The organism is Kiloniella antarctica (assembly GCF_042682825.1).
GTDB lineage: Bacteria > Pseudomonadota > Alphaproteobacteria > Kiloniellales > Kiloniellaceae > Kiloniella > Kiloniella antarctica.
The window spans coordinates 976,929-1,002,834 of record NZ_JBHUII010000004.1; the positions used below are offsets into that span (position 1 = coordinate 976,929).

Consider the following 25,906-nt stretch of genomic DNA (forward strand, 5'->3'; position numbering starts at 1 on the left):
AAGGATTAAGACCTAAATCCCACCCGCGTAGAGTTTTAGCAACCAAAGAATCAGGGGAATAGATAAAAAAGACACCGCGGTTTGTACGGTGGAGGTTGCCGCGTAGAGATCAGCATCTCCCCCCATTTTCTTAGCAAGCAGATAACCATTCATCGCTGTGGGAACAGATGCGCAGACCATCAAAACAGAGATCGACATTCCTGAGACACCAAACCATATCGCCCAGGCAGTCATCACCGCAGGCGTAATAAAGAGCTTGCCAACCAAGCCTACCAAAAGCTCTTTCGAAGGTTTCAATGCAGCCTTCAAGCTCAAGCCGGCCCCAAGAGCCAGCAGAGACATGCTCAATGCTGCGCGTCCAAGGAGATCAGCCATGGTAATTGCTGGTTCCCAAACTTCAATAGATAGCAGGTTGATAATCAAACCAGTGAGTACGCCCCATAGAAGAGGATTAACCAGTATCGTCTTCGTAACCTTTGAAAAAGAAGGTCCGGCTTGATTTTCATGATCAGAGAAAGTGGCCAGAACCAATATGTTTGTCACTTGTAAAATTGGCACCATGACCGCCATGGCCAAGGCAATCAAGGCACCACCTTCTTGTCCATAAAGTTTTAAGACAATCGCCAAGGCAATGAAACCGTGCCAGCGCGTTGTCGCTTGATAAACAGTTGAGAACTGACCGCGCCGGGTTCCCCAAAAACGCTTTAACAGCGGCCACAACATCAATGTCACCCCCGCCATGCAGGCCATCATGGCAAGCAGGGTAAAGACATAAGGCCCCAGTTCTATCGCAGAAAGGTCAGCCTTGATTAAGGTCGTCGCCAAAATACAGGGAAAAAAGATCCAGAAGCAAAGTTCTTCAAGGACCCGCCAATGCTCTTTGGGAACGAAGTTACTTTTTCGCAGGCCAAAGCCAAGCAAAATAATGGCGAAGATCGGGAAGATACTCTCGAAGACGACAAGCATGAAATTTTGGCCTGAAATGACAGCAATAGGTGTGAGGATAAGACCCCACACTTAGATCAGTTTTTTATTCAGATTTCAAATTTTTAGAAATACCCTCAGTACCGCTTAAGAAGAGCCCGCTAAATAACCTCTGAGCCGTTCAGCCATAACTTCACCACGCGTATCATAAGGAAAAAGCGTTAGAAACTTTCCATCACGCCCCATTAGGTAAGTCAAAGTACTATGCGCCGCATCATAGTTCACGTCACCCGCCTGCCCCGTATGAGCAGAATGATCTTCTTCTGATAACAAGATCTTATGACGTTGTACCCGATAAATTTTAGCAACCTTGCTGATCTGCTGTTCTGTACCCGTCAAACCAACCAAACCTGGATAAAAAGAACTGACATAATCGGCCAAGACCTCTTTGGTATCGCGTCGCGGATCAATAGTGATAAAGATCGGTTGAATTTCCTGAGCATCTTCCCCCAGAATATCCAAAGCATCTGTGATATCCTGCAACGTTGTAGGACAAATGGCCGGGCAATTTGTATAGCCAAAAAAGATCATTTTGAATTGACCATTCCAATCACTGTCTCGCCGGATTTTGCCTGCGTGATCCGTCAGTTCAAAAGGTCCCCCAAACAACGCATCAAGCGCAGGTGGCATTTTGGTCTCTGGTGTTTTTGTTTCTGGCGGCTTGGTCACGGGCGGTTTGTGTTTGGTCGTATGGCTTTCATGGGTAATGGTTGTTTCTGCGGCAAGGACCGAATTTATCGTAATCCCAAGACCGAGGATCAACCCGACAAAACAAGCTTTAGGCATCATCAATTATTCTTCCACATAAACCAAACCAGGCACACCAAGCTTACCGCTTTCTTCAACGATTTTGGCAACACGCGGATCTTCACGGAACCAGCGCCCAAGCTTTTTGCCGGGGTTTGCCGCTTTCCAGTTCTGCCCCCATTGATTGGCCTTTGACCATTCACCAGTTTCTTCTGAACGGATGCGTTGGACAAAGTACAGGGTCATCAGTGGATCTTTAATCAAAAGACCATCAACGTGCACGGTTTTGCCACATTGCTCGATCAAATCGTCTGTTCCCCCGGCAAAATTCGTTGCGCCTTTGACCACCGGATAAAGTGTCCCGTCTTTGAGAAGTAAACCAAGTTGTCTTTTACCTGCACCGCAATTGTCTGGGCAATTCCCTGAAAGCTCACAAGCCAGATCCACAACAGTACCTTTTAACTCTTTCGGCTCTTCTCCCTCTATGCCCCACTCATTGGCGGCAAAACTAGAAGATGTTCCTGCGATCACAAAGAAAGCAGCGGCAATAAATATTTTTGTAATTATTTTCATCACCTACTCTCCAAAAGGAATAATGCCATAATCTTCGTGATTTAGATTAACCACCCCCTGATCATCGGCGACCTGATTAACAAAAAGGTATTTAACCCCGTCACGTTCATAGAGATCACCATCAACAGTCACCTTATGGGTCTGGATATTCACAACGGTTGGATTGGCAACATTGGTATCTTCCGCTTCAACCCGGAGGACCATATAAACTTGGCCGTCGTCTCCCAAGATACTAACGGGGATCCCTCCAATGGCACACCACACGGCACAAAGATGATGTGCCGTTCCTTGCGCATCTCCCATAATTTCAGTCACATAACACCATGTATCTATAATTTCACCTGTGACCTGAACCCGTTCCGGAGAAGTTGTCGCCAAAGATGCTGTGCTCGTTACTGAAAAAAGACTCGCTACAGCAATAAAAAATCCCGGTAGTAGTTTCAGTTTTTTTATCATCGACGTTCAATTGCCTCTCGGTTTCGGGTTCAGAACATCGGCCTTCATGAGAAACCATACCGCGATCTTCTTTAACTTTATATTCACAACAGCCTGGTCACAGTTTAACCGATGTCAAAACGGATAAAACACACTACCTCTTTTGCGCTTGAGCCCTTATATCACAATCCATAAATTTCTTGTGTAGAGAGATACCGTCTTAAACTCTTGGTTAAAACATCAAAGTAAAGCTCTCTACGATAACTCTAAAAGCGTCCACAAAAGAGAAGTTCGAAAATCGTATATAAGAAACGTTTTGAACGCATACATTAGGACAAAATTATAAAGTTGCCACCACAGGATATTTTCATATAAAAATCAATTGCTTAACTTATCAATCAAAGTAATCAGCCGTTCCACCTCAATCGGTTTACCAACACAATCATTCATACCTACAGAAAGATATCTTTTCCGGTGTTCGGCAGAATGATCTGCTGTTAAAGCGATAATTGGTATTGTCTTGGCCCAAGAAACATCCAGATCACGGATCTTTTCTGTTGCTTCAACACCCCCCATTTTGGGCATAATAACATCCATTAAAACCACATCAAATACTTTGCTCGTCACGTGTTCAACGGCCATAAGACCGTTCTCAACGATCGTAAGATCATAGGGTTGTTGGGAAAGGAAGCGTTGTAGTAAAATCCGATTTATCTGGTTATCTTCAGCAACCAAAACATTGAGTCGACGCGATTTTGTATCAGAGTGATTAACCTTCGTTTTTCTGAGTGCACAAAAGGTTTTTGGTGAGAATAAATCGATGACTTTTGTAACATCATGATCAAATTCATTCCCCGTAGATATGAGTTCGACAGAACTAGGTAAATCTTTAAACCGACTGTCGCTTTTAGCTCTACTGCTTAAAACGGCAAATGGAATGTTTTTAACTTTGCTGAGGGTTTGAAACACGCAGGCAAGTTCAATACCTGTGACCAAAGGCATTTCCCCTGAGACGATGACACCATTTGGCGGGCTTACAAGTGCATTTTGCAAAAGCTCTAGAGTACTGGAGAAAGTAACAAGTCGCCATCCGGGATTAGTTATAGCCCGCTCAAGGCGGCGATGATGGAGCTTACTTGAAGTCGCCACCATTACTTCGACGTCTTCAACGATGGTCTCTTTTTCAACATCGGATCGGTCCGAAAAGCCAGCCTGAGGAAGTGACCTTACTAATTCTGTAACCTCTGCTTCAGTTAAGGGATTGCCTTGGGAAATAATGCCTCGAATATGATCAAGGTAGATATTGACTTCATTAATAGTTGGTAAAGTCAGAACGGTTACCCTCGCGAGATAATCTTCCAACCTATGAGCAATCATACCAATTACCGGATACCCAAACACCGCCCCTTGTCCTTTGAGGTTATGCATCTCGCGGCGTATGAACTGAATGGCGGTGACATCGTTCGACTGACCATCATAAACCTGATTTAACAAGCTCTCTAAATCGTCAGTGGTAATCCGGCACTGATCAACAAATTCATCCCTTAATCTAATAAAGCCTTCATCTATATCGTGTGAATTCATACGTTAGGAATCTTTCAAGCCTTTTGAATATTCGTTTTGAGAGACTTACTAAATATACGACCTTAAATAGTGGCTTTTCTCATTGAAGGAATATTTATACATAACACGTTCTGTATCCCGTTACCCAATCACCTGTTTAAAGTCGAGTACAAAATCGAATTTTCAATGCCTTTAAGCTTCTTCAAAATCAATAGAACAACATTTCTGTTCTTGATGTCCTTTCTTCTCTCGGGTGTAATCACAAAAATACTGAGTTCTTGTCGCTAAAAACTCAGTAAATGACCCAAGGTCTTCGAACGAAACAGGAACGAACCATGAGTACAAAACCCAACTCTATCGCAAGTCGCGATGTCGCCTACTGCCTTCACCCCTATACCAATGCGCGTGCTCATGAAGACAAAGGCCCCTTGATTATTACCCATGGCAAAGGCGTCGAAGTTTTTGACGATCGGGGCAAGGCTTACATAGAGGCGATGGCAGGGTTGTGGTCGACATCCCTGGGTTTTAGTGAAGACAGGTTGGCCGAGGTTGCCAACAAACAGATGAGAGAACTACCTTTTTATCACAACTTTGGTCACAAAGCCTCAATCCCGGGCATAGAGCTCTCTGAAAGAATTTTGGCTATGGCCCCTGTGCCAATGTCAAAAGTGTTTTTTGCTAACTCAGGTTCAGAAGCAAATGATACAGCTGTAAAACTAGTTTGGTATTACAACAATGCCATAGGGCTTCCAAAAAAGAAAAAAATCATCAGCAGGTTCAAAGGCTACCACGGGGTCACAATTGCCAGTGCAAGCATGACCGGACTACCAACCAACCACGGCGACTTTGACTTACCAATCGCCAATTTCCTACACACGTCCTGTCCTCATTATTGGCGATTTGGTAAAGACGATGAAAGCGAGGAAGATTTTGCAACCCGTATGGCCCAAGACCTAGAGGACATGATTCTCGCAGAAGGCCCTGACACCATTGCAGCTTTTATCGCAGAGCCCGTTATGGGAGCTGGGGGTGTCATTGTTCCTCCCGCAACCTATTGGGATAAGATACAAACCGTCCTCAAAAAATATGATGTGCTGTTAATTGCAGACGAAGTGATCTGCGGGTTTGGACGAACAGGAAATGCTTTTGGTTCTGAAACATTTGGTATGATGCCAGATATCATCTCAGTAGCTAAGGCCCTAAGCTCTTCTTATTTGCCCATTTCTGCTATTATGATTTCGGATAAACTCTACCAAGGGATTGCTAACAATTCAGCCAAGAATGGTGTGTTGGGCCACGGCTTTACTTACTCCGGGCATCCGGTTTGCGCCGCCGTCGCTTTGGAAACTTTAAAGATCTACGAAGAACGTGATCTCTTTGCTCATGCTGCAGATGTTGGTGGTTATCTGCAAGCAGGCCTTTCTCAGTTTAAAGATCATCCTCTCGTCGGTGAAGTCCGCGGCGTTGGGTTGATTGCTGCAGTTGAACTTATCCGAGACAAAGCCACCAAAGCCAACTTCGATCCTATAGGCAAAGTAGGCTCTTATCTCAACGATCGAGCGACAGAAGAAGGTCTGATTATTCGCAACATGGGGGATTCGATTGCTTTCTGCCCACCGCTGATTATCACACGAGATGAAATAGATCACATTCTCACACGGTTCAGTGCGGCCCTGAACAAAACCCTGGAGTGGGTGAAAAAAGAAGGTTTACTCTAAGCTCACCGAGATTGGGATAATTGATTTATCACGAACTTTGATACAAATTGACATCGATCAATTACTCTCTGCCCATAAACAGATAACAGTCTTTTGTACAAAGACTGTTATCTTTGTGCGGCTATCAGTCGCGTTGGTGTTATAATAGCGACGCGATAGTATGCGAATTGTTGTTGAATTGGGATAAACTAATCATTAATTCAACAGGTGATAAGCTTGTTTTTTTGATAGACTCGTTAAACAAGCAAGAACAAGCCGGGCAAAACGGCTCACGTTAGGCGAGAAGAGCAACATGGATTACGAAAAGTTTTTTGGTAAGTCGATAGATGACCTAAAACAAGAAGGTCATTATCGTATTTTTGCTGACTTGGAACGTAAGGCCGGTAATTTCCCCAACGCAACACATTTCGGTCCGGATGGCGAAAACCCTGTTAAAGTGTGGTGTTCAAACGATTATCTTGGCATGGGCCAAAATCCAAAAGTTATTGCCGCAATGCATGACGCACTTGAAAAGTGTGGAGCAGGTGCAGGTGGAACCCGGAATATTTCAGGCAACAATCACTACCATGTTTTGCTTGAAAAAGAATTGGCCGATTGGCATCACAAAGATGCCGCCCTGCTTTTCACATCTGGTTACGTGTCTAACTGGGCCGCATTAAGCACGCTTGGGTCCAAGCTTCCCAACTGTGTTATTTTATCTGATTCGATGAATCATGCCTCTATGATCGAAGGTATTCGGCATTCCAAAGCCGAAAAGATTATCTTTAATCACAATGATCCTGACGACCTAGAAGCCAAACTAAAAACTATTGATCCATCGAGACCAAAAATTATTGCTTTTGAATCCGTCTATTCTATGGATGGTGATATCGCGCCAATCGAATCTTTTTGTGATCTTGCCGATAAATACAACGCCATTACCTATCTAGATGAAGTTCATGCCGTTGGTCTCTATGGCCCTCGGGGCGGAGGCATTTCTGATCGCGACAACCTTTGTCATCGCATCGACATTATCGAAGGCACTCTAGGTAAAGCCGTTGGTGTTGTTGGCGGCTATATTACAGCTTCGACAAACCTAGTCGATTTCATCAGAAGTTATGCCTCGGGCTTTATCTTCACGACATCTCTTCCGCCTGCGGTTGCAGCAGGTGCATTGGCATCTATTCGCCACCTCAAAGAAAGTACTTTTGAGCGTAATCGTCACCAGGAACGTGCAGCGGAAACCCGCCGCCGCCTCAAAAAAGCTGGTCTTCCAGTGGCCGATTCGGAAACTCATATCGTGCCAGTCATGGTTGGCGACCCCGTGCTTTGTCGACAGATCACCGATACCTTGATGTCCCGTTATGGCATTTATGTGCAGCCGATTAACTACCCCACTGTACCAAAGGGAACAGAGCGTCTGCGTATTACTCCTTCTCCTGTCCATGCCGATGAGGATATAGACCATCTCGTCAAAGCACTCCGAGAGATCTGGCAAGAACTCAACTTAAAAATAGCAGCCTGAAACACCCTTAGTTGAGAATTGTTCTCATTTGTCTGGACAGCGGCTATACTTCGCGGTATTTTAACTGCGTCACAATGCCCTATCCATAATATCTTCTTCTTAGGAGAGAGAACTCTATGTACCGCGACAACACATTGGTCCCTGCAGAAGCAACCCGTCTTCTTGCCCTTGGCCTGCTTATGGAAGCCCCCATGAGCTATGCCACACTGGCCCAAAATGTCCGGGACTTTAACAGTTTGATCGTTGGTCCTTCTCTAGATTTGATTGGTATTCCTTTGGAAGTTCTCAAGGTTGAAGGCCTTGTCGAAAGTCACAGTAAATCGGGTGAAGCAGTGTTATCTCTTACCGCGACGGGCAGGGAAGAGTTCTCTTATCTCATGACCTCGAACCTTCGTGCGCCAGTCACGGATATGAGCAAACTCATTATCGTGATCAAGATGCGTCTGTTACATCTCTCTGACCTCCAAACCCAAGCTATGCAAATTAACCTACTTGTTGATATATATGAGCGGCAGCTCGCACGACTGATTGAGCTCAAGCAGGGGTATTCAACAAGCCAAGGGCAGTTTGAGGGTTGGCTTGATCTTGATATTAAGCACACAACAGAAAAGCTTCGTATTTATGAAAAGATGGCCGAAAACATGGCTTAACATTTGAACAAAAATATGAAGAACCACCTAAAACAATTTTCACCGTAATGCATTTATAAAAACGAGGCCTCAATCCAGCGGCCCCGCTCTCGTTTTATTAAAAAAAATATTTCATATTATTAATCAGCCACATACCGCGGGTAGGTTTTCTTAGAGCGCTCAGCAAAGGCTGGGTCAATGTCTACAGTTAAAAAGGGTTGCTCTGGTGTGGTTGTCCCAAGCACTTTACCCTCAGGATCGATCACCCATCCCAATCCACCGAGATTATCTCCATCTCCCTTAGGGTTATAAAGATTAGAAGAGAGGCAATAAGCGCCAGAAACAACCGCCGCCGCCTGTCCGCCAGCGAGCCATTTATCGGTTGACCCGTGAGGCGTTGCCCGTGGCACACAAAGAATATGTGCCTGTTGTTTGCCATAAGAGCGCGCGTGTTCAAAAAACCACATCTCAGTGCAAATCGTTACCCCTATGCGAATATTCTTGTACCTATTGGTGCTAAAGAGCTTATTCCCCCGATCGTACCAAGTTGCCTCCCAGTAATCTTCTTCATCGGGTAAATTCCATTTGTCATGGAACTCTGTCAGATTCTCTCCTTCTTTCCAAAGATACGCACGATTACGGCGGCTTCCACCATCAATGACCGGGCGCGTCCCCATTACAGCTTGAGCACCGAACTCCTCCAACCGAATGATCATTTGTTCATGAGCTTCCACCGCTGCACGCCAAGCGACATCGGATGGCTTGTCACTTGCCGCGAGCCAGGATGAAAAAGACATCTCTGGAACCAGAACAAATTCAGATCGGTTTTCTTTAATATGTTTTGCCAAAAGCAGAAAACTATTCTCGAGATAATTTTGGCGATTATCGAATTGGCAAACGGTAACTTTCATATTTGTCTCACTGTTTGAAATATCAATTATGGAAGTTAATCTTCGCAAATTTTCACGCCAACAAATAGCTTAATAGTTGCTATCATTTTCACAATAAAGTAGCATTTTGTATAAGTTAATAAGCATTTTGCACAAAACAAAAGATAATTATGATCGACGATATAGATAAAAAACTTATCGCCTATTTACGACAGAATGCCCGACAGCCTGTGGTATCTCTTGCTCATATTCTTGGCGTATCAAGAGCAACAGTACAAAACAGAATTGATCGTTTACTCGACAACAAAGTCATTCAAGGTTTTACCATAAAAACCAATAACACAGACCAACAGGCCCCAATACGTGCGCAAACCCGAATAAAAATGCGATCGAAATCAAATAAGAGAATCCTGTCCTATTTGGCAGGAAAAATTGAGGTTACCGCCATTCATACCATCAGTGGCCCTTCTGATATATTGGCAGAACTCCACACAGAAACTTTGGAGGCCCTTGATACAGCCCTTGCTGACATCCGTTCCCACGAAGATGTTATGGAAACAGAAACCAACATACTACTCGCAACGCATTATCAATAGTCGTTAGACGAAGCTGTTCCTCCAAATAATACAATCGCTTCGTTTTAAAAGACTAATGATGCGTTAGTCTCATACGAAAATAGATCGTGAACCTAAACGGCTCGAATTCCGAGTAAAAAGCTCTCGACTTCATTGCGTAAGCCCTCAGCTTTGAGATTTAGTTCTTTGGTTGCCACCGACACCTGTTCAGAAACTGCGCCCGCCTCGTTGGCCGCAATACTCACCGTCTCAATATTATTGGTCACTTCACCCGCACCATTAGCCGCCAGTTCAATATTGCGTGAGATCTCGGATGTTGCGGCGCCCTGTTCTTCAACAGCTGAAGCAATTGCCGAAGCAATTTGGTTCATTTCATCAATTGTGGAAGTGATCGATTGGATAGCAATAACCGCCTCTTTAGTATCCGTCTGAACCGCGCTAATTTGTGTTGATATCTGCTCTGTAGCCTTAGCTGTTTGGTTGGCAAGATTTTTCACTTCATTCGCAACAACAGCAAAACCTTTTCCTGCATCCCCAGCTCTTGCCGCCTCGATCGTTGCATTAAGGGCCAAAAGATTGGTTTGTTCTGCAATATCGGATATCAGACTAACCACATCCCCAATCTGATCAGCCGTACGAGCCAACCCTTGAATTTGCTGATCAGTTCGACTTGCTTCTTCAACGGCCTTAGCTGCGACCCCAGAAGATTGATTTACCTGTTGGCTAATCTCTTTAATCGAATATGTAAGTTCCTCAGTTGCACTGGCCACAGACTGAACATTCACTGATGCCTCTTGCGCAGCTCCAGAAACAACTGACGCACGATCTTTTGTTTTCTTTGCAATATCGGACATAGAAGTTGCAGTGTCTTCCATTTCCAAAACGGCAGCCCCGACAGATTTTAAAAGTGCCGACACCCCGGTATCAAATTTTTTGGTCAGTTCTGAAATTTTGTTGGTTCGTTCATCACGAAGTTGTTGAACGTTTGCTTGTTCCTGCGCCATTTCATCGGATTTTACCATGTTTTCCTTGAACACCTGAACCGCTTCGGCCATTTGTCCAACTTCGTCCTTGCGATCTCTGCTCGGGATGTCGACATCCTTTTCACCGCCTGCCAACCGCTCCATCACACTTGTCATCTGATTAATTGGCAAAGAAACTCCACGGCCAATCAAAACCCCAATAATCCCGCCAAATAGAATAGCAAAAATACTCCCCGCAATGATGACCGTGTTTGTTGTTGTTACAGTGTTTGTTGTATCCGTTTTCAACTGTTCCATTTGTGAGAGTTCACCCGCAGCAAAAGATTCCATTAAATTACGGAATTCTGCAAAAAACTCTTCTCCTTTGGCTTCAGCAACCAGATCAGCCATATCATCCATAGTTTTAGCTGAGCCGATTTGTCTACGAAGAGCGATCATTGGTTCCACTACGTTGGTTTGCCATTGCCGAACTGTTTCATCAAGTTCGTTTAAAAGCCCAACATGTTTTTTATTGTCAGAGATTACCTGTTTGAGATCAGCCGTGACCTTGAACAGCTCTTTACTACCGTCAGTGTAGGGCTTTAAAAACTCCTCTTGTCCAGCGAGAAGGTAGCCTCGCATCCCCGTTTCCATATCCACAGCCGCTTTGAATACGGCATTCCCCTTGATGATCACACCATTTGTATTATTGACTTCCTTCAAAAGGTTCCCCACAGAGGTCGCATCAAGTTTGGTGAACATTAAAACGGCATCAATTTTTTTCTGCCGTTTATCCCGCTTTTCGACGACTTCTCCAACAAGGGTTTCAATAAGGTTCTGGATTTTTTCAAAATACGCCTTACCTTTGTTTTCTGCCACTAGGCGCGCCATGTCATTCATTGTTTGTGCGTCACCAATCTGGCGACGTAGGGCAATGGCAGGTACAGTTATCTGTGCCTGCCACTCACGTAAAGTAGCGTCAGCCTGGTCGAGAAAAGCCTGCTGTTCTAGATTATCCCCTACATGCTCTTTAAGTGTCGCAATTTGAGCATAGGTCTTTTTTTCACCGTCCTCATAAGGAGCAAGAAATTCATCGCGCCCCGCAAGTAGATACCCGCGCATGGAAGATTGCATATCAACCGCAGAATTAATGACTGATGTCATTTCTTCCAAAACCAGATGTGCATCCTCTACTTTTTTATTTGCAAAAGTAATATTTCCAATAGACGTAATACTCACCACGCTAATTACAATTAGCAAAGCAAGTGGTATCGCCATGCCAATAAGTATTTTTGGCATCGTCTTTAAAGAAGACCAAATCATAACTTTTTCCCGATACATTATTTTCGAAAACCATAACGAATTATAATTACCAAGAAATTAATTCTATCTATTGGATAGTTCCCGTCTTTCCCTTTAAATGCTTAACTCAAAATACTTACGGGAAAGAATTTATAAGCCAAACTATTTACACGTTTTATTACTCCTAAAAATCATCTCTTTTTAGCTATATCTTCACTGGATGATATATTTTCTTAAGTGCAATTTAGGTAGCCAAAATTAAACACTCCAAGTAGATGAACAGATGCTAGAAGTAGCTCTTTACTGAAGTAGTCAAACGTTTTGAAAAGCGAAATAGATGAATATCTTATCAACATGTGCTCGGTTGGATAAACATCAAAAGCAGTCTTCGAGCAAAAATAGATTTAGCTCTTTTTAGAATGGGGCCCACCCACCATAGAAACAGACTTAATTTGCGCATAGACATGCTCTCCAATTGAAAAATCAAATTTACGGAGCGATCTTTGAGTTATCCGTGCCAAAAACTTTGCGCTGCTTTTATCTTCTTGATGCCCAATAGATAGCAACAAGTTAGACCGGGATTCATCCAACAAATGAATATCCAGTATTCGCACTGGCAGTACATTTAGGATTGTTGTTTCAGATGGCTTTGTCTTCGCAAGGCTGACATCATTCGCAGCGATAGAGATCCGGTGCGTACTTCCAACATCCCCAAGTTTCCCCGGGATTTGAAGTGTGCCCCCTTCTGCCAGAACCTCAGTAATTCTATCCTCTTCAGAAAAGAAATTAACTTTGACATCAATGACCGATGATGTTTTTGGACCTTGAGCAATGAACAACGTGGGGTCAGAAAGAACTTCGCTCAGAGGGCCCGAAGAAACAACCTTTCCTTGATCCATCAAGACGATATTATCCGCGAGCCTTTCAACCTCTTCGGTATCATGGCTAACAAAAATCATCGGAATATCAAGCTTCTTAAACAAACGATCCAAATACGGAATAATCTCGTCTTTACTGAATTTATCCAGAGCGGCAAGAGGCTCGTCCATCAACAGGAGTTCAGGTCCAGACATCAGTGCCCGGCCAATCGCGATCCGTTGGCGTTCCCCTCCAGACAGATTATGTACCGACCGCGAAAGGAGCTGTTCCAGCCCAAGAAGAGAAACTATTTCATCCAGTTTTGAAATACGGTCACGGCTCTTCACCCGCCTTTGACCAAAAATCAGATTATCCTTCACCGAAAGATGCGTAAACAAACTCGCTTCTTGAAAAACAAACCCGACGGACCTCTTGTAAGTTGGAATAAAGGTTTCCCCATCCTGCCAAACCCGTCCTTTTACAGAGAGAAACCCTTGCTCCATCCGGCTCAAGCCAGCAAGGCACCTTAACACTGTGGTCTTGCCACATCCCGATCGACCAAACAAAGCCGTGACGCCCCTGCCCGGTAAAATAAACTCTGTTGATAGATCAAAACTCTCCAAAGTCCCTGAAAAACGTGCAACGATGCCGTCTGAATTCGGATACTCACCAATCATTCCAAATCCACTCATCTCAAACGTCTTCCCAGTTTCTTTTCAAAAACCATCATGCTGAGAATAACCACAAAAGAGAACACCAGTAATCCGGCAGAGAGAATATGCGCCTGCCCCCACTCCAAGGCTTCGACATGATCATAGATGGCGACCGAGAGAACTTTTGTCTCTCCGGGGATATTCCCTCCGATCATCAAGATCACACCAAATTCCCCTACTGTATGTGCAAAACCAAGTACCGCCCCCGTCACGATGCCAGGGCGTGCCAGAGGAAGCGCGACAGAAAAAAATCTGTCAGCAGGTGACGCTCGAAGAGTGGCTGCGACTTCAAGAGGACGCTCACCAATAGCATCAAAGGCGTTTCGGATTGGTTGAATGACAAAGGGCATGGAATAGACCACTGATCCCACAACAAGCCCTGCAAAAGTAAAGGGTAGCGCTCTGCCGAAGAGCATCGTACTCAATTGTCCGATAGGACTGTCAGGTCCCAACGCAATCAAAAGATAAAAACCCATCACCGTGGGAGGCAGGACAATAGGCAAAGCAACCACAGCAGCAACACCTTCCTTCCACCACGCATTTGACCGGGCAAGCCACCATGCGATCGGTGTACCTATAATCAAAAGAACAAGCGTTGTGATAAAGGCTAATTTAACTGTGATCCAGATCGGATCCCACATGCGCTGATATCTCCCCACAGCGGAGTATTATTCTAATCTTGGATTGTAGTGTAGCCGAATTTTCGAATGATTCCAGCCGCTTCATCACTTTGCAAAAAAGCCATAAAAGCCAAAGCCGCTTTATTATCAGCTGCTCTTTTCAAAAGAACGACTTGCTGATCCAAGGATGAATAAAGTTCTGTTGGAATTACCCAATGTGAACCCATCTCGCTCAAACCAGCCTGAGACAATGAAACAATTGCGAGTTCTGCGTTTCCTGTGTAGGCAAATTGATAGGTCTGAGCAATATTTTCGCCTTGTACTATTTTACTTTTAAGATCTTCGTATACACCCGCCCTGTTCAAGGTTTCGATTGCTGCTCTGCCATAAGGTGCTGTCTTAGGGTTAGCTATGGCTAAACGAGTTGTCGTTTGATCGCGCATTAAAGCACTTTGTTCAACAAGGTTTCCGTTCGGATTAATTCGGCTTGGATCACGGCTCCAGAGAACAATCTGTCCCTGAGCGTAAGTAAAGCGTGATCCCAGCACAACCCACCCCTCTTTCTCAAGGAGAACCGGGCGTTCCACATCTGCCGCAAGGAACACATCAAAGGGAGCACCGTGGATAATTTGCGTGAAAAGCTTTCCTGTCGAGCCAAAACTCAACGTAATTTCATGGCCTGTTGTCTTGGTAAAGGCCTGTGCCAAGTCTTGTGCAGTTGCTGTGAAATTAGCCGCGACGGAAACATGAGCCTTTCCTGCGTAGGCTGGGAGTGTAATCACGAAAGAGACACCCAAAATCGCATAAAAGCTGAGTGTCTTAAGCAATCTCATGAATGTCCCCCATCCCCAAACTTAAAACCAACCTTCAACAAAACAGGCTTAATATAGATGTTGACCGCCCGTCACAAAAATTTCAGTTCCTGTCACATAACCAAAGTTAGGCGTACAAAGTTGATAAACTGCCGAAGCGACTTCACTAGGTTGCCCCATACGGTTCATGGGAATACGAGGGATAAGTGCTTCGTATTCTTCTCCAATCATATCCGTCTCAATTTCACCCGGCGCTACGGCGTTCACACGAACACCAAACTTGGCAAACTCAGCTGAAAGTTCCCGTGTCAAAGCAGACAGAGCAGATTTTGAAGTAGAATAAGCCGATCCAGCAAAAGGATGAACCCCATGTCCTGCGATGGAAGTAATATTCACCACTGACCCTTGCCCGCGCCCCAGCGCCGATGCAAACCCCCGGCACAACATTAAAGGTGCAAAGAAATTAAGCTCGAACACCTCACGCCAAGTATCAACGTCACCGTTCAAACACCCCAAACGTTCTTTATAATGCGTTTTAGGAGAGACGGCAGCATTGTTTACCAAGGCATGTAGTGGAGCGCCGTCCAAGATTTCGTTGGCACGATCGATAAAAAATTGCGTGCTTTTCGTATCATTAAGGTCTGTTACGATATGGTCTGCCCAATTCGGATCTCGCTTACAGTGTTCAGGAACATCTTCACGTGAACAGGTTATAACTCGCCAGTTTTTTTGGCTAAAATACTGCACCGTCGCATGCCCGATCCCTCGACTTGCCCCAGTCAAGATAACAGTTTTCCGATCCCCTGTTTTAAGGTCAACAGTATGTTGATCATCGGCATCTTCTGCCGTCGCTTGAGGTTTATCCACGTTCCTATCCTGCATTTTGTGTCTCCTTGTCGCCCGTGCCATTACGCTTCTCGCGCCGGACCACGTTACGAACCTCTATCCCGTACGGTTCTTGTAAAACGATAATCTCTGCATGGGGATAAAGCGTACAAATTTCGTCATCGACTTCTTCAGCAATCGCATAAGATTGCGAGAGGCTTATATGACCATCAAGCTCGAGATGAAATTGGATGAACAAATCTGGTCCCGAAATACGTGTCCGCAGATCGTGAACCCCAAGTACCTCGGCATGATTTACAATCAAGCTTTCAATTTTGATACGCTCATCATCGGGAAGTTCTCTATCCATCAACATATCAAGGGCTTTTTTTAGGATACTCCACGCATAGGTAAGAATATAAAAAGAGATTGCCAGTGCAAAGATCGGATCCACCCAAGGTAATTCCAAATAATGCCCAATCAGAAGAGAAACAATAACAGATAAGTTAACGACAATATCGCCAAAATAATGGAGGGCATCGGCTTCTATCGCCACAGAACCAGTCTGTTTAACAACATAATTTTGGTATCGGGTCAAAGCAAAGGTCATACAGATAGAGAAAACCATTACTCCAACACCAATACTTGTATTTTTAGTTTGATGAGGGTCAGCAAGCCGTTGTCCTGCTTCCAGAATCAAAAAAATTGCAGAACCTGTTATAAAAGCAGATTGAGCCAGAGCAGCTAGTCCCTCTGCTTTGCCATGCCCAAATCGATGTTCTTCATCGGCAGGAGTTAAAGCGTGACTGATGGCAAGTAGATTGAGTAACGAAGCCCCAGCATCAAGTAGAGAATCAACCAGTGTTGTTAAAATAGACACCGATCCTGTATAGGCCCAAGCAGACAACTTAGCGGCTATCAAAATCAACGCCGTCAACACGGCAGCATACGCAGCCCGTTTCATCAACTGGGCCGTTCGTTCTCTGTGGCTCAAGATTACTGTGTTCATTTCAGCCAGCCAATTAAGTCGATACAAATGCAAGTAACAAGGCACGCGCGTATTACGAGAGATCAAAATCTCTACAAATTTTATGGAAATAAGCGCTCTGTCACCCACTCTCCTGAATCGCCATCAGAAGCTGCGTTATATACCAAACGATCATGTAACCGGAAGGGGCCATCTTGCCAAAATTCTATTCGCAAAGGCCGAACCCGAAACCCAGACCAGTGTGGCGGGCGCGGAACTTTACCAAGACCGTATTTTGCTGCGTATTTTGCCACTCTTTTTTCCAACTCGAACCGTCCTTTTAGAGGACGGGACTGATCACTTGCCCAAGCCCCAATTTGGCTCTGTTTCGGTCGGCTGGCAAAGTACTCATCAGCCTCAGCATCCGTAACTTGTTCAACGGTACCTTCAATACGCACAGAACGCCTGACCGATTTCCAATGAAACATGAGCGCAGCTTTTGGATGGGCCAGCAATTGATCACCTTTGCGGCTTTCAAAATTGGTGTAGAAAACAAACCCATCTCGATCCCACCCTTTTAAAAGAACCATTCGTGAAGAAGGCATCCCCGTTTCATCAACCGAAGATAAAGACATGGCAGTCGGATCATTGATTTCTTTTTCCTCAGCCTCTTTCAGCCAAACATCGAAAACATCATACGGATCAGAAGGAGTATTATCACGGATCATAACAGTTATCGGTCTCTAAAAAGTGAAATAATCGGAAATGAAAATTAGCTCTAAAAGGCGTACCAGATACTCTTGGAAGTCACAACCATGTACCCTGCGACAAGTTTGCAAACTTCACTAAACTTTGAAAAAATAAAATATTCGAAATTCAGTGAACACAAAAATAACTCTGGAGCCATATTGCGGCCTCATTTAAGCTCTATCTAGGTATGTAAGGTTAGTATTGCTGGGCGCAAGAGCAAGACTTATGGTAAAGTATAAGTTCCAGTACAAACAATACAAAATGCACATAAGAAAGCAAGACCATGAAATTGAAGGCAAGCATAGCAGTTTTGTTGATCGCATTTACAACGACGGCCTGTTCTAATGATCGCGGCGTAAAACAAACTGTCGGCGGACTAGGTGGGGCAATTGCAGGTGGCCTTCTCGGCGCTCAATTTGGCAAAGGGAATGGTCAAATTGTTGCGGCAGCAACAGGCGCTGTTCTTGGTGGCTTCCTCGGTAGCGAAGTTGGTCGTTATATGGATGACGAAGACAAGCAAAAAGCGGACGTCGCTTACAATAAAGCACAAACCGCACCTGTCGGCCAAACCATCGCATGGAACAATCCAGATTCAGGTAATTCCGGTACAGTGACGCCTGTACGTGACGGCACATCATCTGCTGGTGAGTATTGCCGTGAATACCAACAGTCTGTTGTCATTGGCGGCAAAACAGAAGAAGCCTACGGCACAGCTTGTCGCCAACCAGATGGGTCATGGGAAATTCAATAAATTATAGGTTCCCAAAGCTCTCTAAAAACCTAATGCGGGCTTGCATATTTGAAAAACTAAATTAAAGAAAGAGCTCTGGTCGCTTTGATCAGAGCTCTTTCTTTAAAGACCCAAAAGGAAAATAAATTCTGACCATTTTTTGCAAAATTCACTTAATTTGCTATTGAATTCATTTCTAGGGACCCAAACTTGAGCCAAACAAGCGATAACAATAGCCAACTCCCCTTTTAAACTTGTATCTTTTTATTACATTAGCTTTGCATCAGCTATTATAAGAGATTATGTCTTTATAGCTATCTGTAACGATAAAATGAGTTTCACCCAACAAATGCAAGACCTGTATAAAGTTCTCGGTACAACCAAGACGGCATCTGATGCGGAGATTAAATCTGCGTACCGTACGCTCGCCAAAAAATATCACCCGGACCTTAATCCGGACGATAAGGAAATTGAGTTAAAATTTAAAGAGATCTCACAGGCATATAACATCCTTGGCGATGCCAAGAAAAAACAACAGTATGATCGGGGTGAAATTGACGCCACAGGTCAACAACAAAATCCATTTCATTCTGGCTATACCCAAAGGGGAAATCCACGAGGCCCAACCTCTGGCGGGGGCCCTGGCGGCGGATTTGATTTTGGCCAAGAGATGGATATCGGAGATATTTTCTCTGATTTGTTTGGAGGAAGACGACAAGGCGCCGGCGGTGGACCTGGCGGCAGAGCTGGTGGTGGTGTTCCCAAACGCAAAGGCAGTGACGTCAAATACGAATGTACTGTAAACTTTGTTGAAGCTGCAGCCGGAGCCAAAAAACGTATAAACCTCGCCGATGGAAAAACTCTCAACATAACCATCCCGCCCGGCACAAATGATAAACAAGTCCTTCGATTGAAAGGCCAGGGGCTTCCAGGAAAAGGTGGTGCCCTCAATGGCGATGCCAACATTGAAATTCGGATTGAAGAACATCCGATGTTTACCCGAAAAGGCTACAATGTTCATCTCGACCTACCCATAACTCTATTGGAAGCTGTCGAAGGAACTACTCTGACTGTGCCAACGGTAACAGGTAAAGTTAAAGTAAGAATTCCAGCGGATTCCAATACTGGAACAATTTTACGCCTCAAAGGCAAAGGTATCGATGATATCAAAGGCCACAACCGTGGAGACCAGCTAATTCGCCTCCAGGTAACACTACCTGAAGAAACAGATAAAGAGTTGCGTGATTTCCTTAGAGGTTGGTCAAAATCAACGAGTTATGATCCACGCAAAGATACGGGCCTGTTTGATTAACCCCTCAATTTCCCTAACTTGAAATAACCTAATAAGTTATGCAAACAAGCTCACAAAACTACTGACATCAAGCCAAACCTTGCATGTCCCTCCCTGAACGCATAAATAAGGCGCAATCAGTTATTGTCGTGCGTCTTTATATTAGCGCCTCAAATAGCACCATACATACGATTAAGGACCCACTACCATGAAAACCTTTGACGATATTGTCATAGATCTTGACGTCAACGGATCAGAATTATCTGATTGGATCGAAAGTAATTGGGTCTTACCAACACAAGAAGATGGTACACTTATCTTCAACGAAGAAGATGAGGCTCGCGTTAGGCTATTACGCGAATTGATCCACGATATCGGCGCAAATTACGAATCAATGCCGATCATCCTAAGGTCCATGGATCAGGTATACAATCTCCGTAAACTTCTTGGCCACCTTGCTACTGCAATTCAGTCCCTACCCTCTGATGCGCGGCAAGATCTTGAAAATATTATTCGGAATCAGGGTTAAAGCCTATCACTGTTTATTGAGCCGGAGTTCGGCCGCAACAAGATATTTATAATTCCCATAGTGTTTATATTCCTCCAAACAGCTATAGATAAATTTAATATCGTGGCTATCCTTTGAGGTTCGTCCTTTTTGAGCAAGGCTTTCTTGCGAAAGTAGTTTTTCTAGGTCGAAAATATCTGACTGAAACTTTTTTCTCGGAATTGTCAGTACTGCTGTAATAATACCCGTAAAAAGCTACCTAACAAACCCTTCATGATCGCTAACATAAGGTAAAACCAACCTGGCGGCATGCGAGGCTGTTACCGCATGCAACGCTGTGAAATTGTTGGCTCTCAGGAAGACATCCAGGTTCATTTCCGTAACTTTTTCCAAAGACAGATCGCAAACTCGATAAGCCTCTGAGATGACTTTCTGCCTCATCTTCTCTTGGGCTGTAATATCCATACGTTCAAAAATCACACCCTCGCTTGGTAGGGCATCCAATTCTCCAGCGAGACGGCGGGCCAATAAACCTTTGATAAAGTCCGCAACAGTTTGGCTTGAAACACGAAATGTTTTACCTTTGTTCGAGGTGACCTCTAGATATGAACTCGCCAAACAGGCCAACCCTGCAGAAACCTCAGAGACATCCTGAGCGTCAAAACCATACCCCATGCGTATGAGCGCGTGAAACACCCCCGCTGATATTCCTTTTGCCAGCTCATCAATTCTGGGTATTTCCTTACCAAGAACCACCTTCTCTTTGAACTAAGAGAAATAACCTGAATAAGCTTCTCGTTCTCCGAGATATTTTACAAAGTTATCATCTGTGATTTTCAAATTACGGGAAACGTCTCGAATTAAATCCAACGCCTTTAGGTTACTTTGGTTCAGCCTCTCAAGGGCCTGGCCTTTAGCTCCCAATTTTTTAAACGCAAAAGCGGCCACGGGAAAATGGTTGGACAAATGTCGATTTCCAAATTCAGGCGCATAGATCTCTGCGTGATCGAAGTTCATAATTTCCACCCGATTGAGAAACCGCATAAACAAAGTTTGGGATAAATATAAAATTATTCAACTTTTAAAGAACTTACTTGAGTTGAAAATCAAGTGGTAAAATTCTGATTTTCTTATAGACTACCCAGCGCTACTTAAGGTCCTCAAGTACATCCTTAAGGGATCTGTCTCGAATCTCCATTGGAGCATCTTCCACAATCTTTAATACACCTTCGATACCTTCAGGCCAGTTTCGTTTTGGGGCATAATTCAAATCGAGTTCCTTAAGAAGATCTCCAAAACTGATCTTCGATAAATCTCGGCAGAGAACCCAACGGCCTCTCCCTGTGCGTTCTGTGATGCGCATATCCTTGAGATCCATCAGGACTTCCCCAGTTGCTTGCAAGTCAGCAGGCAGTCCTCTCATCATTATGGTTTCCTGCAAAGCGGCCCCCTGATGACCTGCCTTTTCAAGCTTGTATAAAAGGGCAAGTGCCAAAGACAACCGATCCCCAAGACCTTCACGTTTGATGCCTCGTCGTAGAACAGCTCTTCGTTCAGGAAGCGCAGCTGTTAATTCGGCCCCCAACAAGACAACCATCCAAGAAAGATACATCCAGATCAAAAAAATTGGTATCGTTGCAAGTGCCCCGTAGATGGCTTGGTAAGAGGGGAAATAAAACAGATAAAGTCCAAAACTACGTTTGAGAAGCTCAAATAATATTGTTGCGCTCACCCCACCAACAAGCGCGTGAGAAAAGAGAACCGGGCGATTGGGAACCACTAAATAAAGGACAGTAAAGGCCGTAGCGCTCAAGAAAATTGGGATAATTCTCGTCAAAACAGAAACAGTATACCCTGTACCATCCGCGATTTGTGCCATAGCAAAACCGTAGCTTGAGACTGTAATTGATGCACCAAGCATTAAAGGGCCAAGTGTCAGTAAAGCCCAATAAACCAGAATAAGATTAAAAATCGGTCGCTTTTCCTGAACCCGCCATATCGCATTAAAGGAGCTGGATATGGTGTAAAGTAACATGATCGCCGTGACAGCGAGGGCCAGAACTCCGATCGCAGTCATATCGCTGGCATTTGCAACAAAGGTGTTGAGTTGTACTGCTATCTCAAATTCCGCAGACGGAAGTAAGTTGTTTAGCAAGGTTGCTTGTAATTCATCCTTTGAATCTTCGAACCCTGGAAAAGCCGACATAAGCGCCAAAGCAATCGTCATCATCGGCACAATTGCTAAAAGAGATGAGTAGCTCAACGAGGCCGCGACCCTGGTTCCTTTATCTTTACCAAAACGCTTAAAGACGTACCCCATAAATCGAAAAGTTGTTTTCAGATCCAGTTCTTGAGCGATTCTCCGAACTTGCACGAAAAGCCGCTTAAAAGTCGAATCTATCATCGAATGTACCCCCCAATCATACCCAATTTAGCCTTTAAAGCTAACTATCGCTGGCAGAATGGTAAATTCCCAGCTAAAAAGTCAGAATTACACTCTACACGTTGCCATTTCTTTGACCAATCTCGGCAATGTTGTAGGATGCTGCACCTTAATTTTTAGGACAATCTCACAGCGAGGAACCCTATGTCCAACCCACAACCGTTAATGGCTGGAAAACGCGGCCTAGTTATGGGCGTTGCCAACGATCGCTCAATCGCCTGGGGAATCGCGAAAGCGGTTGCTGATCAAGGCGCTGAACTTGCTTTTACCTATCAAGGTGATGCATTAAAAAAGCGCGTTGCACCGCTCGCAGAATCCGTTGGATCCGATATTCTTCTTCAGTGTGATGTCACCGACGACGCAAGCGTTGAAGCTACATTCCGCGCAATTGAAGAAAAATGGGGCAAGCTCGACTTTCTTGTCCATGCGATTGCTTATGCAGACAAAGAAGAGTTGAAAGGCAAGTATCTCAATACCAGCCGTGAAAACTTCCTTCAAAGCCTGGATATCTCCTGTTATTCTTTTACATCCATTGCGCAACACGCTGCACCTTTGATGAAAGATGGTGGCAGTCTTGTCACTTTAACCTATTACGGCGCAGAACAGGTAATGCCACATTACAACGTAATGGGTGTCGCCAAAGCCGCGCTTGAAGCTTCTGTGAAATACCTGGCTGATGACCTCGGCCCAGATAATATTCGTGTGAACGCAATTTCTGCTGGTCCAATCAAAACCTTGGCCGCGTCCGGTATTGGTGACTTCCGCCACATTCTCAAGTGGAACGAACTGAACTCCCCGATGCAGCGTAACGTTAGTATTGAACAAGTTGGAGGAGCGGGTCTTTACCTTCTCTCTGATATGTCCGGCGGTGTTACAGGTGAAATCCACCACGTCGATTCAGGCTATCATGTTGTCGGCATGATGAATGTGGATAAAGCCAAGGAACTGTCTGAATTGCTGGCGAACTTTAACCCGCAATAATATCGACAATATCTCATCCAGTTTTATGAGATATACTCTATAGGGGAGCGTGGCTGAGCTGCCGCTCCCTTTTTTACGATAATTTTAATCGCTGCGAGAGCATCATGGCTGGCAATTCATTTGGTGAAATTTTCCGTTTTACAACCTGGGGCGAAAGCCACGGGCCATCCATAGGGTGTGTTGTCGATGGGACACCGCCGCTTATAGATATTACCGAGGAAGAAATTCAGGTTTATCTTGATGCGCGAAAACCCGGCCAAAATCGCTTTACAACTCAGCGGCAGGAAGCTGACCTGGTAAAAATAGTTTCTGGTGTTTTTGAAGGTAAAACAACAGGGACACCTATTGGATTACTGATAGAAAATACCGATCAACGTTCCAAAGACTACGGGGATATCGCGAAAAAATTCCGCCCCGGACATGCTGATTATACCTATTGGGAAAAATACGGTATTCGCGATTATCGTGGTGGTGGGCGTTCTTCAGCACGCGAGACGGCAATGCGTGTTGCAGCGGGAGCCATTGCACGTAAAGTTCTAGACACCCAGATCGAGGGCGGTGTGCAAATTCGTGGCGCACTGGTCCAAATGGGGCCTCATAAGATAGACCGCACCCGTTGGGATTGGGGTGAGGTGAACAACAATCCGTTTTGGTGCCCTGATCCCATTGCCGCAAAAGAGTGGGAAACCTATCTCGATTCTGCCCGTAAAGCTGGGTCATCCTTGGGAGCCGTGATCGAAGTCGTCGCCAGTAATGTTCCCGTCGGCCTTGGTGATCCTGTTTATGACAAACTTGATGCTGACCTTGCCAAAGCCATGATGTCAATCAACGCAGTAAAGGGTGTTGAAATTGGCGATGGTTTTGGCACTGCAGCCTATAGCGGTGAGGAAAACGCCGACGAAATCCGCATGGTTGATGGCAAACCTCACTTCACCAGTAATCATGCAGGTGGAATCCTAGGTGGTATTTCATCAGGACAAGATATCGTTGTCCGCTTTGCCATCAAACCGACCAGTTCAATTTTGCAAACTCGTAAAACGGTGACCACTGATGGTGAAGAGGCTGAAATCTTCACAAAAGGCCGCCACGATCCGTGCGTAGGTATCCGTGGCGTTCCCGTCGGCGAAGCTATGATGGCCCTGACTCTCGCGGATCATTGGCTCCGTCATAAGGCACAAAACAGATAAAAAAAGCGGGTATGTGTAATCACATTACCGGTTTTTTCGTCTTAAAAGACGAACCTGTAAATCGAACAAACTTGTTTGCTAAATCCACCCCTGTAATTCGCGGAGAGTGATTTGTTCAATAACATCCATGCCTCCTCGATCAGCATTAAGGCATGGGATAAAGGCAAAGTTCTCGCCGCCATTCTCAAGAAAAGCTTCACGAACACCAATATCGATCTCTTCCAGAGTTTCAACGCAATCGACTGAAAATCCGGGCGTGAGAATAACTAAATTCTTCACACCATTGCGAGCCATTTCCTCGACGGTTGGTTGGGTATAAGGCTTAAGCCATTCTTTAGGGCCAAACAAAGACTGAAAACAAAGTTTGAGTGTTTGTTCTGACAAGCCAAGACGATCTCGAAGTAATCGCGTTGTTTTTGCACAGTGGCAATAATAAGGATCACCCTTTTCATGGTATTCGACAGGAAGTCCATGGAATGAAGCGATGGTTACATCAGGTTTCCAGGATAACTTCGCAACACCTTCCTCTACCGATTTTGCCAAGGCATCGATATAGACCGGCTCATCATGGTACGCGGGAACACACCGAACCGCAGGCTGCCAGCGCATTTCTTTCAAAGCATCAAAACACTTGTCGTATGCTGTCGCCATCGTCGTTGCCGAATATTGCGGATACAATGCAAAGAGCAAGATACGATCACACCCCTGCTCTTTCAAGGCATTAATACGCCCTTTCACACCAGGATTTCCATATCGCCATCCCCAGTCAACGATGACGTTGGAGTGTGTCTTAGACAATAATTCTTGCAGTTTTTCAGCTTGATCTCGGGTAATCGTCCGAAGAGGAGATTCGTCTTTTTCCTTGTTCCAGATCTGCTTATACGCCTCCCCACTTTTACTGGGGCGGGTTGTCAAAATAATTCCCTGCAAGATAACCTGCCACAACCATTTCGGAGCTTCTATCACCCGCGTGTCGCTAAGGAATTCACTTAAATAACGCCGCATGGACCAATAGTCAGTCCCATCAGGAGTTCCCAAATTCATTAACAACACACCAACCTTCGCTGTTGGAACTTTAGGATGGTCACCAGGTAGGGATTGCTTTGTCATAGATCTCTCAATAGGGCTTAAAAACAAACAGGTTTGATCAATTATCGTGGTAAATTTTCGCAAATCAATCATCTGAAATATAGTGTCAAAGCTGTTTCATGCAAAGCCCGAGTTTCTAAATTCATGTAATTGTGCTAATATGCCTCATGCAGGCCATCATATATCTGCCTGGAAGGAAGTTACACTCTGCTTAAAAGAAAAAGAAGGTTCCGGCGGGGCGCACGTCTGC

General features: G+C 44.7%; 26 protein-coding genes. 9 read left to right on the forward strand and 17 right to left on the reverse strand.

The genetic code is table 11. The features are described 5' to 3' along the window. Window positions 1–12 precede the first annotated feature (12 nt). The 5 genes from ACFSKO_RS11595 to ACFSKO_RS11615 all read right to left on the reverse strand — a co-directional run bounded on the left by ACFSKO_RS11595 (window position 13) and on the right by ACFSKO_RS11615 (window position 4,323). The gene (locus ACFSKO_RS11595) at window positions 13–966 is read right to left on the reverse strand and encodes an AEC family transporter (protein ID WP_380251671.1); all 954 of its coding nucleotides are present in this window, start codon (window positions 964–966) and stop codon (window positions 13–15) included. Window positions 967–1,071: 105 nt separating this feature from the next. Next, a complete protein-coding gene (locus tag ACFSKO_RS11600) occupies window positions 1,072–1,773 on the reverse strand; it encodes an SCO family protein (RefSeq protein WP_380251673.1) in 702 nt (233 codons plus the stop codon). 3 nt (window positions 1,774–1,776) lie between these two features. Continuing rightward, window positions 1,777–2,304 carry a hypothetical protein gene (locus tag ACFSKO_RS11605; protein ID WP_380251675.1) on the reverse strand — a complete coding sequence of 176 codons (528 nt, stop codon included), beginning with the start codon at window positions 2,302–2,304 and terminating at the stop codon, window positions 1,777–1,779. A gap of 3 nt (window positions 2,305–2,307) precedes the next feature. After that, the gene (locus ACFSKO_RS11610) at window positions 2,308–2,760 is read right to left on the reverse strand and encodes a hypothetical protein (RefSeq protein ID WP_380251677.1); all 453 of its coding nucleotides are present in this window, start codon (window positions 2,758–2,760) and stop codon (window positions 2,308–2,310) included. Between the two features lie 357 nt (window positions 2,761–3,117). Further along, on the reverse strand, window positions 3,118–4,323 hold the full coding sequence (locus ACFSKO_RS11615; RefSeq protein ID WP_380251679.1) for a response regulator: 1,206 nt from the start codon (window positions 4,321–4,323) through the stop codon (window positions 3,118–3,120). Between the two features lie 314 nt (window positions 4,324–4,637). On the opposite strand from ACFSKO_RS11615, the gene ACFSKO_RS11620 reads away from it, so the two are divergent. The 3 genes from ACFSKO_RS11620 (at window position 4,638) to ACFSKO_RS11630 (ending at window position 8,174) form a co-directional block, all read left to right on the forward strand. Beyond that, window positions 4,638–6,020, forward strand: a complete 1,383-nt coding sequence (locus ACFSKO_RS11620) for an aspartate aminotransferase family protein (protein WP_380251681.1) — start codon at window positions 4,638–4,640, stop codon at window positions 6,018–6,020. Between the two features lie 292 nt (window positions 6,021–6,312). Beyond that, on the forward strand, window positions 6,313–7,524 hold the full coding sequence (gene hemA, locus ACFSKO_RS11625; RefSeq protein ID WP_380251683.1) for a 5-aminolevulinate synthase: 1,212 nt from the start codon (window positions 6,313–6,315) through the stop codon (window positions 7,522–7,524). A 116-nt stretch (window positions 7,525–7,640) separates the two neighbouring features. Continuing rightward, entirely contained in the window at window positions 7,641–8,174 is a 534-nt protein-coding gene (locus tag ACFSKO_RS11630; RefSeq protein ID WP_380251685.1) for a hypothetical protein, read from the forward strand. Window positions 8,175–8,293: 119 nt separating this feature from the next. Here the strand turns inward: ACFSKO_RS11630 and ACFSKO_RS11635 are convergent, their stop codons facing one another. Continuing rightward, complete coding sequence (locus ACFSKO_RS11635; RefSeq protein WP_380251686.1) at window positions 8,294–9,064, reverse strand: carbon-nitrogen hydrolase family protein; 771 nt, start codon at window positions 9,062–9,064, stop codon at window positions 8,294–8,296. 149 nt (window positions 9,065–9,213) lie between these two features. On the opposite strand from ACFSKO_RS11635, the gene ACFSKO_RS11640 reads away from it, so the two are divergent. Next, window positions 9,214–9,639 (forward strand): Lrp/AsnC family transcriptional regulator, encoded by a 426-nt coding sequence (locus ACFSKO_RS11640; protein ID WP_380251688.1) that lies wholly within the window; start codon window positions 9,214–9,216, stop codon window positions 9,637–9,639. 92 nt (window positions 9,640–9,731) lie between these two features. Here ACFSKO_RS11640 and ACFSKO_RS11645 read toward each other — a convergent pair whose 3' ends face one another. The 7 genes from ACFSKO_RS11645 to pdxH all read right to left on the reverse strand — a co-directional run bounded on the left by ACFSKO_RS11645 (window position 9,732) and on the right by pdxH (window position 17,405). Further along, on the reverse strand, window positions 9,732–11,903 hold the full coding sequence (locus ACFSKO_RS11645; RefSeq protein ID WP_380251690.1) for a CHASE3 domain-containing protein: 2,172 nt from the start codon (window positions 11,901–11,903) through the stop codon (window positions 9,732–9,734). Window positions 11,904–12,286: 383 nt separating this feature from the next. Beyond that, entirely contained in the window at window positions 12,287–13,432 is a 1,146-nt protein-coding gene (gene modC, locus ACFSKO_RS11650; RefSeq protein ID WP_380251692.1) for a molybdenum ABC transporter ATP-binding protein, read from the reverse strand. Beyond that, window positions 13,429–14,094, reverse strand: coding sequence for a molybdate ABC transporter permease subunit (gene modB, locus ACFSKO_RS11655; protein WP_380251694.1), 666 nt, complete (start codon window positions 14,092–14,094; stop codon window positions 13,429–13,431). Before modB ends, modC begins: the two co-directional genes overlap by 4 nt. A gap of 32 nt (window positions 14,095–14,126) precedes the next feature. Continuing rightward, complete coding sequence (gene modA / locus ACFSKO_RS11660) at window positions 14,127–14,906, reverse strand: molybdate ABC transporter substrate-binding protein (protein ID WP_380251696.1); 780 nt, start codon at window positions 14,904–14,906, stop codon at window positions 14,127–14,129. Window positions 14,907–14,954: 48 nt separating this feature from the next. Beyond that, complete coding sequence (locus ACFSKO_RS11665) at window positions 14,955–15,767, reverse strand: SDR family NAD(P)-dependent oxidoreductase (protein WP_380251698.1); 813 nt, start codon at window positions 15,765–15,767, stop codon at window positions 14,955–14,957. Then, a complete protein-coding gene (locus ACFSKO_RS11670; protein WP_380251700.1) occupies window positions 15,757–16,719 on the reverse strand; it encodes a cation diffusion facilitator family transporter in 963 nt (320 codons plus the stop codon). The genes ACFSKO_RS11665 and ACFSKO_RS11670 overlap by 11 nt, the downstream gene beginning before the upstream one ends. Before the next feature lie 80 nt (window positions 16,720–16,799). Then, window positions 16,800–17,405 (reverse strand): pyridoxamine 5'-phosphate oxidase, encoded by a 606-nt coding sequence (gene pdxH, locus ACFSKO_RS11675; RefSeq protein ID WP_380251703.1) that lies wholly within the window; start codon window positions 17,403–17,405, stop codon window positions 16,800–16,802. Between the two features lie 305 nt (window positions 17,406–17,710). Between pdxH and ACFSKO_RS11680 the strand changes: the two genes are divergently transcribed. From ACFSKO_RS11680 to ACFSKO_RS11690, 3 genes are all read left to right on the forward strand, one after another. Then, window positions 17,711–18,178: an RT0821/Lpp0805 family surface protein gene (locus ACFSKO_RS11680; RefSeq protein WP_380251705.1), complete on the forward strand. Its 468-nt coding sequence runs from the start codon at window positions 17,711–17,713 to the stop codon at window positions 18,176–18,178. Between the two features lie 310 nt (window positions 18,179–18,488). Then, on the forward strand, window positions 18,489–19,469 hold the full coding sequence (locus ACFSKO_RS11685; RefSeq protein ID WP_380251707.1) for a DnaJ C-terminal domain-containing protein: 981 nt from the start codon (window positions 18,489–18,491) through the stop codon (window positions 19,467–19,469). 187 nt (window positions 19,470–19,656) lie between these two features. Then, window positions 19,657–19,977, forward strand: a complete 321-nt coding sequence (locus ACFSKO_RS11690; protein ID WP_380251709.1) for a hypothetical protein — start codon at window positions 19,657–19,659, stop codon at window positions 19,975–19,977. Between the two features lie 234 nt (window positions 19,978–20,211). Here ACFSKO_RS11690 and ACFSKO_RS11695 read toward each other — a convergent pair whose 3' ends face one another. The 3 genes from ACFSKO_RS11695 to ACFSKO_RS11705 form a co-directional block, all read right to left on the reverse strand. Then, window positions 20,212–20,712: a questin oxidase family protein gene (locus tag ACFSKO_RS11695; RefSeq protein ID WP_380251711.1), complete on the reverse strand. Its 501-nt coding sequence runs from the start codon at window positions 20,710–20,712 to the stop codon at window positions 20,212–20,214. A 12-nt stretch (window positions 20,713–20,724) separates the two neighbouring features. Then, on the reverse strand, window positions 20,725–20,973 hold the full coding sequence (locus ACFSKO_RS11700; RefSeq protein WP_380251713.1) for a hypothetical protein: 249 nt from the start codon (window positions 20,971–20,973) through the stop codon (window positions 20,725–20,727). 130 nt (window positions 20,974–21,103) lie between these two features. Continuing rightward, window positions 21,104–22,360: a YihY family inner membrane protein gene (locus tag ACFSKO_RS11705; protein WP_380251715.1), complete on the reverse strand. Its 1,257-nt coding sequence runs from the start codon at window positions 22,358–22,360 to the stop codon at window positions 21,104–21,106. Between the two features lie 183 nt (window positions 22,361–22,543). On the opposite strand from ACFSKO_RS11705, the gene fabI reads away from it, so the two are divergent. Further along, window positions 22,544–23,380 carry an enoyl-ACP reductase FabI gene (gene fabI / locus ACFSKO_RS11710; RefSeq protein WP_380251717.1) on the forward strand — a complete coding sequence of 279 codons (837 nt, stop codon included), beginning with the start codon at window positions 22,544–22,546 and terminating at the stop codon, window positions 23,378–23,380. Window positions 23,381–23,484: 104 nt separating this feature from the next. Then, a complete protein-coding gene (aroC, locus tag ACFSKO_RS11715) occupies window positions 23,485–24,567 on the forward strand; it encodes a chorismate synthase (protein ID WP_380251719.1) in 1,083 nt (360 codons plus the stop codon). Window positions 24,568–24,645: 78 nt separating this feature from the next. Here the strand turns inward: aroC and hemH are convergent, their stop codons facing one another. After that, window positions 24,646–25,677 carry a ferrochelatase gene (hemH, locus tag ACFSKO_RS11720; protein WP_380251722.1) on the reverse strand — a complete coding sequence of 344 codons (1,032 nt, stop codon included), beginning with the start codon at window positions 25,675–25,677 and terminating at the stop codon, window positions 24,646–24,648. Window positions 25,678–25,906 lie beyond the last annotated feature (229 nt).